11 protein-coding genes and 3 pseudogenes are annotated in these 11,796 nt (G+C 62.4%); 7 read left to right on the forward strand and 7 right to left on the reverse strand.

The genetic code is table 11. The annotated features are described in order from the left end of the window. The coding region (locus NKH67_RS30160; RefSeq protein WP_353032522.1) for an MFS transporter at nucleotides 1-526 on the reverse strand (526 nt) is incomplete at its 3' end. A 272-nt stretch (nucleotides 527-798) separates the two neighbouring features. Here NKH67_RS30160 and NKH67_RS30165 point away from each other — a divergent pair. Then, nucleotides 799-1,047: pseudogene (locus tag NKH67_RS30165) on the forward strand (glutathione S-transferase family protein); the annotation flags it as partial. 55 nt (nucleotides 1,048-1,102) lie between these two features. On the opposite strand, the pseudogene NKH67_RS30170 reads toward NKH67_RS30165, so the two are convergent. Continuing rightward, nucleotides 1,103-2,773: pseudogene (locus NKH67_RS30170) on the reverse strand (FAD-dependent oxidoreductase). A 348-nt stretch (nucleotides 2,774-3,121) separates the two neighbouring features. Here NKH67_RS30170 and NKH67_RS30180 point away from each other — a divergent pair. From NKH67_RS30180 to NKH67_RS30190, 3 genes are read left to right on the forward strand one after another with little or no spacing between them, the layout of a single operon-like run. Continuing rightward, nucleotides 3,122-4,477 carry a selenium-binding family protein gene (locus NKH67_RS30180; protein ID WP_352542634.1) on the forward strand — a complete coding sequence of 452 codons (1,356 nt, stop codon included), beginning with the start codon at nucleotides 3,122-3,124 and terminating at the stop codon, nucleotides 4,475-4,477. Continuing rightward, on the forward strand, nucleotides 4,474-4,845 hold the full coding sequence (locus NKH67_RS30185) for a 2Fe-2S iron-sulfur cluster-binding protein (protein WP_352474288.1): 372 nt from the start codon (nucleotides 4,474-4,476) through the stop codon (nucleotides 4,843-4,845). The genes NKH67_RS30180 and NKH67_RS30185 overlap by 4 nt, the downstream gene beginning before the upstream one ends. A 5-nt stretch (nucleotides 4,846-4,850) precedes the next feature. After that, nucleotides 4,851-5,300 carry a CoA-binding protein gene (locus NKH67_RS30190; protein WP_352542637.1) on the forward strand — a complete coding sequence of 150 codons (450 nt, stop codon included), beginning with the start codon at nucleotides 4,851-4,853 and terminating at the stop codon, nucleotides 5,298-5,300. Between the two features lie 76 nt (nucleotides 5,301-5,376). Here the strand turns inward: NKH67_RS30190 and NKH67_RS30195 are convergent, their stop codons facing one another. The 4 genes from NKH67_RS30195 to NKH67_RS30210 form a co-directional block, all read right to left on the reverse strand. Next, a complete protein-coding gene (locus tag NKH67_RS30195; protein ID WP_352686769.1) occupies nucleotides 5,377-6,621 on the reverse strand; it encodes an NAD(P)-binding domain-containing protein in 1,245 nt (414 codons plus the stop codon). A 41-nt stretch (nucleotides 6,622-6,662) separates the two neighbouring features. Further along, the gene (locus tag NKH67_RS30200) at nucleotides 6,663-7,220 is read right to left on the reverse strand and encodes an OsmC family protein (RefSeq protein ID WP_023679231.1); all 558 of its coding nucleotides are present in this window, start codon (nucleotides 7,218-7,220) and stop codon (nucleotides 6,663-6,665) included. Between the two features lie 316 nt (nucleotides 7,221-7,536). Next, complete coding sequence (locus NKH67_RS30205; protein WP_353032497.1) at nucleotides 7,537-8,049, reverse strand: OmpA family protein; 513 nt, start codon at nucleotides 8,047-8,049, stop codon at nucleotides 7,537-7,539. A 9-nt stretch (nucleotides 8,050-8,058) separates the two neighbouring features. Next, on the reverse strand, nucleotides 8,059-8,718 hold the full coding sequence (locus tag NKH67_RS30210) for a L,D-transpeptidase (RefSeq protein ID WP_353032499.1): 660 nt from the start codon (nucleotides 8,716-8,718) through the stop codon (nucleotides 8,059-8,061). A gap of 158 nt (nucleotides 8,719-8,876) precedes the next feature. Here NKH67_RS30210 and NKH67_RS30215 point away from each other — a divergent pair. Next, nucleotides 8,877-9,080 (forward strand): annotated as a pseudogene (locus tag NKH67_RS30215) (NAD-binding protein); the annotation flags it as partial. A 12-nt stretch (nucleotides 9,081-9,092) separates the two neighbouring features. On the opposite strand, the gene NKH67_RS30220 reads toward NKH67_RS30215, so the two are convergent. Continuing rightward, nucleotides 9,093-9,986: a LysR family transcriptional regulator gene (locus tag NKH67_RS30220; protein ID WP_353032501.1), complete on the reverse strand. Its 894-nt coding sequence runs from the start codon at nucleotides 9,984-9,986 to the stop codon at nucleotides 9,093-9,095. 150 nt (nucleotides 9,987-10,136) lie between these two features. Between NKH67_RS30220 and NKH67_RS30225 the strand changes: the two genes are divergently transcribed. Together NKH67_RS30225 and NKH67_RS30230 are read left to right on the forward strand one after the other, a co-directional pair. Continuing rightward, complete coding sequence (locus NKH67_RS30225; RefSeq protein WP_353032503.1) at nucleotides 10,137-11,327, forward strand: MFS transporter; 1,191 nt, start codon at nucleotides 10,137-10,139, stop codon at nucleotides 11,325-11,327. After that, a complete protein-coding gene (locus NKH67_RS30230) occupies nucleotides 11,324-11,794 on the forward strand; it encodes a cyclophilin-like fold protein (RefSeq protein WP_353032505.1) in 471 nt (156 codons plus the stop codon). Before NKH67_RS30225 ends, NKH67_RS30230 begins: the two co-directional genes overlap by 4 nt. Nucleotides 11,795-11,796: the final 2 nt, after the last annotated feature.

The following is an 11,796-nucleotide window of genomic DNA, read 5'->3' on the forward strand; positions in this document are numbered from 1 at the left end:
GCGGGATCTGCGCGTAAAGGAGACCGCCGAGCAGGCCCAGCAACGCATAGAGCACGAACATCGCCTTGATGCCGGTGAGTTGGTCGAGGCCGGCTGGAGCCAGAAGATCAGGGGTTGCCGAAGCGAGCGCGCCAACCGCGGCTGCGAGCGCACCCACAAGGCTGTAGCGCGCGAACATCTTGGTCCGCGCGGCGTCGGTGACTTCGCGTGTGAGGACGGCATGCTCCAAGGGCACGAACACGCTGACGCTGCCGGCCGACGGGTTGATGGTGCCTGCGAAGGCGATCACCAAAAGCAGCGCGTAGTCGTGGACCACAGCAAAGGCCACACCCGTGGCCACCATCAGACTGGCGGCGGCAAGCAGGAGTTGGCGGTGATCGTGTCGGGCACCAAGGAGTCCGACGGCGATGGTCAAGAGCGCTGAACCGAGCAGCGATCCGGTTGCAATGATGCCGACCTGCAGAGGCGCGAAGCCTAATGCGAGGAGATAGACCGGCAACAGAACGGCCACGAAGCCATCGCCCATGTCGCGCAGGGCTCGGGCCGCAAAAAGAAAAGTCGCCGGGCGGATCTGCTGCACTGGTCTAGCCTGCCCTCATCACCTGCGTTGGCGTCAACGGCTTTGGCAGCGTCGCTCGACAGGGCTGGGACATCATGACGGAGTCGCGTTAGACATTCCAGCGAGACGAAGGCCATGAAGTTCGGGACGTGGGTCAGAATTCCCCGTGGTCTTGCTTTGGTAATGTCCAGGAAGGGGCGCATTGCCGCCCGCCAGCCTTGGGGCCGCTGACGACCCGCGACGAGACCTGGCATAAGCAGCGCCTGCCCATGGTCGAGGATCGCATCCGTGGCCGGCTCGGCGAACTTTCCGATCGCCTGGGCAATGCCGACTGGCTCGATGGTGCGTTCAGGGCCGGTGACCTTCTGATGGTGGCGGTGCTGCGCAGGTTGAACGGATCGGGTATACTGGACGAATATCCGAACCTCTCCGCTTATGTAGCCCGCGGCGAAGTGCGGCCAGCCGTCAAGCGTGCTTTCGATGCTTAATTGGCGGTTTTCACGCCGAATCGACCGGCTGATGACATTCTGGTTACTTGACCCTCTAGCTTTGGTTGCGGTCTACTTTCTCTTCATTGGCCAGATACTGGTGGACGAAGGCGATGGCCATGCTGCCCTCGCCGACCGCCGAGGCAACGCGTTTGACCGGGCTCAGGCGTACGTCGCCGCAGGCGAAGATGCCGGGCGCGCTGGTCTCGAGCAGGTAGGGGTCGCGGCCATGCGACCAGAGCCCGGCCTTCTTCACGTCGTCGCCGGTCAGCACATAACCGCGTGCATCGCGCGCTACGTCGGCCGGCAGCCACTCGGTCTCGGCGTTGGCGCCGATGAACACGAACAGCCCGCCGCATTGGTGCCGGCTCACCTCGTTGCCGGTCTTGTCGAGAATGTCGATCGCCGTCAGGTGCGTCTCGCCGTGCACCGCCTGGACTTCGGAGTGAAGCTGGACCTTTACGTTGCATTTCGCCCTGAGCTGCTCGATCAGATAGTGAGACATGCTGTCGGCAAGCGAGGGGCCGCGCACCAGCAGCGTCACGCTGCGCGCATGGCCGGAAAAATGCATCGCCGCCTAGCCGGCCGAATTGCCGGCGCCGATCAGGTAGACATCCTGCCCATGCGTGCTGCTCGCCTCGCTGCGCGCGGCGCCATAATAAACGCCTTTGCCGATCAACCGGTCGAACCCGTCGATGGCAAGACGGCGCCAGGCGACGCCGGTTGCCAGGATGAGGCTGCGGGCGCGCACGACATCGGTGCCGTCGAGCACCACCTCGTGCGTCGTCGGGTCGATGCCGGCGACCGAACGGGTGACCAGGATTTCGGCGCCGAGCCGCTTTGCCTGCTGCAGCGCGCGGCTGGCAAGCTCGTCGCCGGAAATGCCGCTTGGAAAGCCGAGATAGTTCTCGATGCGCGAGGATGTTCCCGCCTGCCCGCCGGGCGCCTCGCGTTCGACGACGATGGTGCGCAGCCCCTCGGAGGCGCCATAGACCGCAGCCGCAAGACCGGCCGGTCCGCCGCCGATGATCGCGACGTCGTACTCGGCGCCGCGCGGGCGCGTCTGCAGCCCGAGGCGGATGGCAAGATCGCGCACGGCGGGTGCTTCGATAATCTCCCCGTCCGCCAGCCGGGCAACGGGACCATCGAGAGCCGGCCTGCTGAGGGCAGACCAGAAAGCCTCGGCATCCGACGTGTCGGGCAACAGCCAGGTGAACGAAATCTGGTTGCGGGCCAGAAACCGGCGCAGTTCGCCGCACGCCGTGTCCCAGCGATGGCCGACCAATGTGACGCGCGGCCTCTGCGGCTCGGCAGTGACGCTTTGCAGCCCGCCCATCCGCTCGCGGGCAAGCGCGCTGACCTTTTGGGCCACGTCCTTTGACACCGCGGCGATGGAATAATACTGCTGAACGTCGATGCGCATGACGCGGGAAAATTCGGCGGCGCGATAGCCACCGGGAAAACCCGAGCCAAGCGCAATCGGCACCTCGCCGAAGATCGTTCCCGGCAGACGCCAACCCAGCGTTCGCTCGATGCCGTCGAAGGTCTTTACGACTTCGATCTTGCCGGCGAGAACCGCAAACAGCGCGGCCTCTCCACCCTCGTGAATCGCGAACTCTCCGGGGCTGAGGTGAAGATCGGCCGCTGTCCGCGCCAGCCGCTCCAGCTCTGCCGCCGGCAAACCCGAAAACAACGGGATTGCTCCCACTTCATCACTTGTCAGCATGGCCCCTCGCGGGAGCCAGTTAGCGTTGTTTTTTTGCCGTGATCAATAAAAAAGCGAGGCGGAGCCGCGTTTTGGGAGAGAGCGCAACTTCCCCGTTGTTGTACCGTTGTTGTGGGGGAGATCGGCAGCCTCGACGCCATGTCACGCATGCTCGTAGCTCGCTCAATCCGGACGGCAGGTGGATGATCGTCGAGCCGTTCGCGCACGATCATCTGGCTGTCAACCCCGTCGGGCGCGCCTATTATGCCGCCTCCGCCTCCCCGGCCATAGCGCCAATGCCAAGCATGCACTAACATTCCAGCTTGCCCCTTTGGGGCTGGCGAGTGATCTGTTCAAAGGGAAGTACCCATGACCAATCATTGCTGTGGACCGGGCTATGCTTCTCCAGCCGAGGCGATGACGGCACCTCGCGAAAAGCTGCTCTATACGATTGCCATCTACACCGGCACGGGCATTCAGAAGCCGGACTATCTGTGCACGATTGATGTCGACCCGGAGAGTTCGACCTACAGCCAGGTGATTTCGCGTTTGCAAATGCCGGGTATTGGCGATGAGCTTCATCACTCGGGCTGGAATGCCTGTTCGTCGTGCCATGGCGATGCGAGCATGGAGCGGAAATATCTGATCGTGCCGGGTGTGCGCTCGTCAAATCTGCATATTGTCGATTGCGGTACCGATCCGCGCAGCCCGACACTGTTCAAGGTGATAGACGGCGCTGAAATCAAAGCCAGGACTAACCTGTCGGCGCCACACACGGTGCATTGCCTGGGCTCGGACATCATCGTTTCCATGCTTGGTGACGCCCAGGGCAATGCCCCCGGCGGCTATTTGCAACTCAGCAAGGAGTTCGAGATTGTCGGCCGCTGGGAAAATTCCATGGGCAGGATCAAGTTTGGTTATGATTTCTGGTACCAGCCGCGACACAACGTAATGGTCAGCTCGGAATGGGCCGCGCCCAATACCTTCATGCCTGGCTTTGACCTGGAAGAGGTTGGTCATCTGAAATATGGCCGAGAGATCCATTTCTGGGATTTTGAAAAGAAGGAGCCAAAGCAAACATTCTATCTCGGTGAAGATGGCTTGATCCCACTGGAAGTGCGATTCCATCATAACCCCGACAGCAGTCACGGCTTTGTTGGCGCGGCCCTTTCTGCAAATATCATCCATTGGTGGAAGAACGCGGCGGGTGACTGGCAATGGGAAAAAATTGTCGATGTCGGCAATGAGCCGCATCCCGCATGGCCGATACCAATACCGGGCGTGATCTCGGTCATTCTGCTCAGCATGGACGATAGATACCTCTATCTTTGCAACTGGTTGCATGGCGACATTCGTCAGTACGACATCTCGGACCCTCACAACGCCAAGCTTACCGGACAAGTGTGGATGGGCGGACTTCTCGGCCGTGCGCCTGAGGTCAATGGCGTGAAAGTGACTGGCGGGCCTCAGATGATACAGCTCAGCCTCGACGGCAAGCGCCTTTATGTGACGACCTCACTCTTCTCGACGTGGGATAATCAGTTCTATCCGGAAATCCGCACCAATGGCGGATGCATGCTGATGGTCAATTGCGATACGGAAAACGGCGGCATGGAAATCGATCCGCTATTCGTTGTTGATTTTGGTAAGGAACCAAATGGACCAAGCCGCTGCCACGAAACCCGTTATCCCGGGGGTGATTGCACGAGTGACATCTGGGTATGACCTGCTTCACCATCATTCTCGCCAATCAAGGCGGTGCGGCCTTTGACGTCGATCACCGCAAGCCCCTCTTGCAAAGCTTGCGCGAGCAGGGCGTGGATCTGCCGTATGGGTGCAAGTATGGCGGCTGCATAACCTGTGCGGCCAAAATAATCAGCGGCAAAGTCGATCAAAAAGCGCAGCGGGCGCTGAACAACCGCCAGATCAACAATGGCTATATAATCCTCTGCGTCGCCCGCCCTTTGAGCGACTGCACGCTGGAGGTCGGCGTTGAGAGCCACGACAAGCTCTATCGCAACCCCTTCCTTGACCCGCTGGCCGCTCATGAATTGAAAGCCGATATTGCGACCCCGTTGGAAGCAAAGAAATGACCCATATGAATCATGATGAGCCCTATTCGGAGGCTTATCTGCAAGACATTCTGAATTCGGTCAAAACCATCGCGATGGTTGGGGCCAGCCCCGATAAAACTAAATTTTCCTATGGGGTACTCAGGGTGCTGCACGAAATCGGCTACGACATGATCCCGGTCAACCCCAGTCCCGGTCTGGATGAGATTCGAGGGCTTAAGGTGTACGCGTCACTAGCGGCCATCGACCGGCCTGTGGATATGGTTGAGGTTTTTCGCCGCTCCGAAGATCTGTTGGAAGTTGCACAGGAGGCCATCGCAATTAATGCCAAGGTTCTGTGGGGTCAGATTGGGGTGCGCGATGACGCTGCCGCCCAGTTGGCGGAGGAAGCGGGCTTGAAAGTGGTGATGAACCGCTGTCCAAAGATTGAGTTGTTCCGCCCCTTCTGGAAGCCAAAGCTGCATTTGGGAATATGACTGCAGGGGCGCAGAATTCGGGGGTGTCGCGGCAACCAACCTGTTCCCTCTGGAGTCTCAGACGTTGATTCTGCTATCAGATTGAATTTTGCCCGAGGTACGATGCCAGATGATCGCTGAGATCCCGCGCGTCGTCGCCAGCGCCGTCGATCAGAGCAGACTTGCGGCGGCGCAGAAACTGCGTCCCCATCAGGTACAGGCCCGGATGTTCCGCTACACCGCCGTCGTGACGGACGTGGCCCTTGCGGTCGAGGACCGGCAGTTCCAGCCAGGAGTAGTCCGGCCGGTAGCCGGTGGCCCAGATGATCGTCCTGATAGCGTCTCCGGCAAGATCGAGACCGAGCGGCGGGTTGTCCTCGACACGGGTCGGCGGCGGGCGATCCGGCGGCCCGACCGTAGCGTCCAGGCCGTTGGCGCGCGCCCATTCGTCGATGAGGTCGAGCAGCCGGGCCATCTTGAGATCGGAAAGCGCGCACATGTTGCGCAACGACCCCGCAAACTGGGCCTTGCCGTCTTCGGTGATGCCGGCAAGACGACCGATGAGCCGGACGCCGAGGTCGTCGAGCGCATTGAGGTCGAGGGTGATGCGGTCGGGCGTGCCGGCAAGCTGTAGCGAAGGAACCCGTCGCGCCCGCCTGATGTCGTCCACCTCGTCGTAACGCTCGTCGAGCACGCCGGCGGCGTCCATCCACCATTCCAGGTCCTTGCCGCGATAGACGCGGGGCGCCCGGATGTGCTCGCCCACCGACAGGGTCACTTGACGCCCCGAACGCTGCAGCTCCTGTGCGATCTGGGTGCCGCTCGACGACGCACCCACCACCATCACGCCACCGTCGGCGACCTGACCCGGATTGCGGTAGGACTGTGCCGTCAGCATGGCGACCGACGGCGGCACGCGGCTGGCGACGTCGGGCAGGCGCGCGATGTTGCACGCGCCCGACGCCAGCACGACGGTCCGACACCGCCACTCGCCGCGGTCCGTGCGCACAAGATATCCCGCCCCGTCGCTGCGAACCGAGGTAACGGTCGTGTGGGTTCTGACCGGAGCCGAGATCGCCTTGGCATAGTTCCCGAGGAAGTCGATCACCTCAGGCATCGTCCGGTAGCCGTCGGGATCGTCGCCGTCATAGCGAAAGCCCGGCAGCCGGCTCTGCCAGTTCGGGGTGAGCAGCCGCAGTGAATCCCATCGCTCGGTGCGCCAGGTATGGGCGATCTCGCCGCGCTCCAGCAGCACATGGTCGATAGAGCGCTCCGCGAGGCAGCGGCTCATCGCGAGCCCCGCGTGCCCCGCGCCGACGATCGCTGTGGTGACGGAACTAATCGCACCCTCTCATCAGGAGAGTCTACGGTTCGAAGCGCCTTTCAATTCACCACGACCGTGACGTTCGTCGGATTGGTGACAATGTCATAGACCGCCGACCGCTTCTGCGACTGAGCGACGATAGCCTCGATGTCCTCGCGCTTGGCGTCGGCGTCGATGTTGTATTTCACCGTGATGCCGCTGAAGCCGTTGCGCACGTCGCTGTCGATGCCGAGAATTCCGGCGAGATCCATGTCGCCTTCGATGGTCGCCTTCACCGACTTCAACTGGATGTTCCGGTTCTGGGCAACCGCGGCGATGCCGGCGGTCAGGCAACTCGCCAGTCCGACCAGCACGTATTCGACGGGCGTGGCGCCCTTGTCCTGGGAAGCGAAGACCTCCGGATGGTCTGCGTCGAATGTGAAGGTGGTCTTGCGATGCTGATCCTCGCCGAGACCGTAGAAGCTCTCGACCGACGAGTGGCTGTGGGTGCCATCCTTCCATTCGCAGGCCGCGCGCCACTTGAACTGCGCTGCCTCCGGGGCGTTGGTGAGCGCTTCGCGTGCGCCGAGCAGCGCCTCTACGTTAACACCGTTGTTTGCCTGTACTTCGGAAGCCATAATTATTATCCTCCCTACCTTGCACTGGCTCAAAAACCCGACCGATCTCACTGACCTCAGATTTCACCATGGCGCGGCATGCTATGGGTCGCGAAGCGTTTCTTCAAGTTGTTTCCGCAGCGGAATGTTCGCCCTCGTGTGCCGAGTTGTGCCTTTGCAGGCTCTGGCGCGATCACGACCTTCAGCGCGGTCAATTGCAGTGTCTGCTTCCGGGGGAGGCAAAGTTCGCCTCTATGGCCGACATTGCGGCGCAAAGCAGCCATACCGCCGTCGCGTGCGAGACTCTGCTTCGGGTCACAAGCAGAACAGCAGCCCCCTACGGCTCGTCCCTCTCATCGCGCAAATTAGACACAACGCGGCGGTTCTGCGACCTGCAGGCGGTGTCGGGGCACTCGCGGACGAGCCTGTCCTTGCCGTAGCCCTTGGCCCACATGCGGTTGCGGTCTATGCCGCCGGCGGCGAGGTAGTCCATCACCGCATCGGCGCGCTGCTGCGATAGCGCCATTTCCTTTGCGCCGGGATCGTCGGCGAAACCCTGCAGCTTGAGCAGCCAGCGCGGATGCTTTGCCAACCAGGCGATCTGGGTGTCGAGGGTGGCCTTGGCGACGGAATCGAGCGCGGCCGAACCTTGCGTGAAATAGGTGCGGCGGCCGACATTGAGGATAAAATCCTCCTCGCTGCCCGGCTGCACGTTCTGGAAGCCGGCAACCTCGGTGTTGGTGACGTCGGGCGTGGAAGGGGCCAGCGTGTTGCTGGTCGAGCAGGATACGGCCAGCACCAGCAGGCCGGCGGCGAGCAGCCGGCGCGTGTTTTCAATCATGCGGTTCATGAGCGCCAATCATTCGACAGTGGTGGAAGCGGGCGCCTGGTCGGCGATGTGCGGCAGGACCTGCACCGCGGTGCCGATCGGGCAGCGCTGGTAGAGGTCGATGATGTCTTCCGGGAACATGCGGATGCAGCCGCTGGAAGCGTCGGTGCCGATGCTCCATGGCTCCAGCGTGCCATGCAGGCGGTAGCCGGTGTCGGCGCCGTCGCGGTGCAGATAGAGCGCGCGCGGCCCGAGCGGATTGTTGGACGCGCCGCCTGCGACCATGTCCGGTAGCTCCGGCCTGCGCTTGCGCATTTCGGGAGGCGGGACCCAGTCCGGCCACAGCGCGCGGCGGTCGATCGTCGCGCGGCCGTACCATTTGAAGCCGTCCTTGCCCACGCCGACGCCGTAGCGGATGGCGGTCTTGTTTTCCATGATGACGTAGAGGAAATGGTGGCGGGTATCGACCACGACGGTGCCGACCGGCTCGCTACTGAAATACTTGACGATCTGGCGATGCCATCTCTTGTCGATCTTGGCGAAGTTGGTCTTGCGATAGACAAAATTGTTGTCGCTGGCGGTACCGGCGAAAAAGGATTTTGCAGTCGCGGCTTGAACAATATTGCTGGTTGCACCCACCGCGACCAGCGCCAGGCCGCCGCGCACGACACCCCTGCGTGATAAAACCATCGGCAATCCCCCGTGCCTTAAGCCTGGCGGACCATAGTTGAGAATTACTTCGCCTCAAAGTGGAAAATGCTGCGTTGCTTCAGTCCGCCGTGTCCGGGCATTCGTCATTGCCGGGTTCGGGCGGGTAGACCGGGTGATCGGCAGATTGCTCGACGAGCGTGGATACAGGTGGGTTGCAGTCGACCTCGACGCAAAAAAATGTAGAGCGGTCCCGGAAAGAACGTCTACCGGTCCTTTTCGGCAACGCTTCGCAGGAGGAGATGGTGGCCGCCGCGAAAATGGACAGCGCAAAGGCCCTGGTGATCACTCTGGACGACCCCGAGGCAGCCAGATCGGGCCTTGCGGCGCTGAGACGCAAACTGCCCGACCTCCCGTCAGATGCGATGGCGGAGCGCCTCAACGATCACCGCCATCGCAGGCGAGAGCTGTCGCCTGCTCGGGTAGTAGAGGTGATAGCCCGCAAACGGCGGACTCCAGTCGTCAAGCACGAGCCTAAGGCATCCCTTGGCGATGTGGTGGCTGACGAGGTTTTCCGGGATATAGGCGATCCCGAAACCGCTTATCGCAGCCTCGATCATGGGAATGGACGAATTGAAGGTGAGTTGGCCTTCCACCCGCACACGAAGGTCGCGGCCATCCCTGGCGAATTCCCAGGCATATAATCCGCCGAACGTCGCCTGCCGCATATTAATGCAGTCATGATCGACCAGATCCTGGGGTGCGGTCGGAACCGGATGGCGGGAAAAGTACTCGGGCGAAGCCACGGCGACGAGCCGCCAATCCGGCCCGATGCGCACTGCGATCATATCCCTGTCGATGCTCTCACCAAGCCGCACGCCTGCGTCGAAGCGCTCCTCCACAATGTTCTTCATGCCGTTGTCGCTGTAGAGCTCGACGCACACGTCAGGATAGTCGCCGAGCAAGGGCTGCAGCTTCGGCCAGACGGTCGTCTGGAGCGCATGGTCGGACAGCGTGATACGGACCGTTCCGGAGGGTTTGTCGCGAAAGGCCACCAGGCTTGCGAGGTCGGCTTCGATTTCCTCGAAGCGGGGAACAAGAGATTGGAAAAGTCGCTCGCCGGCCTCGGTCGGTGCGACGCTCCGCGTCGTACGTGTCAGCAGGCGGACGCCAAGACGAGCTTCAAGCTCCTTGATTGTCGAACTCAGGGTCGACTGCGAGGTTCCGAGCTTGGCCGCCGCCTTGGTGAAGCTGCGCTCCCGCGCGACCGCCACGAACCAGAGCAGATCCTTCATGCCATCGCGCTGCATAGGGCACCTCCGATCGGACATTTATATCATGAGCAGATAAGTCCATGCGAATTACTCAGTCTAATAGAATGGGTTCCTCTGCAATATCTTCCGGCATGGCGACGGGACGGGCGGCTGATCCGCCCCAGTCGCCTTGCAAGGATGCCAATCATGGAAACGACCTACGACACAAGGCTTGTCGAAGACCGCGCCGCATGGGGCGCGGTGTTGTCGATGGCGCTGTGTGTTTTCGTGCTCATCGCGTCGGAATTCATGCCGGTCAGCCTGCTGTCGCCGCTAGCGGCCGATCTCGGCATCACCGAGGGCCGCACGGGACAGGCGATCTCGATTTCGGGCGCTTTCGCCGTCGTGACCAGCCTGCTGGCCGCGGGCCTCACGCGCCGGATCGACCGCCGACTGGTCGTGACCGGCTTCACCCTTCTCCTGATCGTGTCCGGGCTCGCTGTCACCTTCGCGCCGAACTACGCGTTCCTCATGGTCGGCCGGGCGCTGCTCGGAATCGCGATCGGCGGGTTCTGGTCGATGTCGACCGCGATCGTCATGCGCCTCGTGCCGCAAGACATGGTTCCGAAGGGTCTCGCCATGCTAAACGCTGGCAATGCCATTGCGGCCACCATCGCCGCGCCGCTGGGCAGTTTTCTTGGCGCCTATGTCGGCTGGCGCGGCGCTTTCTTCCTCGTCGTGCCGCTTGGGGTCCTGGCGCTGGTCTGGCAGTGGACAAGCCTGCCGGCGCTGCTCCCGCGCCGGAGGAAGCGTCCAGGCAATCCGCTGGCGCTCCTCGGCCGTCTTCCTGTCGCCACCGGCATGGCGTCGATCATGATGCTGTTCATGGGTCAGTTCGCGCTCTTCACCTATCTGCGGCCCTTCCTCGAGAGCGTCACCCGGCTCGACATCGCCGAGCTTTCGGCGATCCTGCTGGCGATGGGGCTGGCCGGGGTGCTCGGCACCCTCTGCATAGGCCGGCTTTTGCGCACGCGCCTGTTCAGCGTCCTCATCGTCATCCCGCTGGTCATGGCAGGGCTGGCCGCTGCGCTCATCGCCCTCGGTGCCTTCCCGGTTCCCACGGCGCTGCTGCTCGTTGCCTGGGGCTTCTTCGGCACGGCCGCGCCCGTTGGCTGGGGCACGTGGCTCAGCCGAACGTTGCCGGACGACGCAGAGGCCGGCGGCGGGTTGCAGGTAGCCGTCATCCAGCTCGCCATTACAGGCGGTGCCGCGATCGGCGGCACGCTCTTCGATACGGTCGGCTGGTGGGGAGCGTTCACTCTAGGCGCGGTGCTGCTCTGCGGATCGGCGCTCGCCGCCTTTGCCGCATCGCATATGGCCCGGAGGTCTTTGCCATGACCATCGAGCGTGCGCCGCTCAGCCGCCGGACATTGCTCGGCGCCGCGCTCGCGGTGGCGGCCCTGCCTCGCGCAGCCGCCGGCCAAGAACGCGAAGCCTCAGTCAGCCAGGAGCCCACCGACATGAAGATCAGGATGGTTTTCAACGGCCGCACCATGACCGCCACGCTCTACGACAATCCGTCGGCGTGGGATTTCTTTTCCATGCTGCCGCTCGATCTCAAGATCGAGGACTACGCGCATAACGAGAAGATCGCCTATTTGCCGCGCAAGCTGACGGAGAAGGGAAGTGGTCCGTTCGCCAACGAGCAGCCCTATGACCTCTGCTATTTCATGCCCTGGGGCAACCTGGCCATGTTCTACGCGGAGTATCGCCATACCGGGCTGATCAGGCTCGGCCGCTTCGACGAGGGCGAGCAGGCCCTGCACATTCGCGGCGCGTTCCCGCTTCGCGTCGAACGTAGTTGAGG

Origin of the sequence: Mesorhizobium sp. M0968, assembly GCF_040319065.1 — a bacterium.
Classification (GTDB): domain Bacteria; phylum Pseudomonadota; class Alphaproteobacteria; order Rhizobiales; family Rhizobiaceae; genus Mesorhizobium.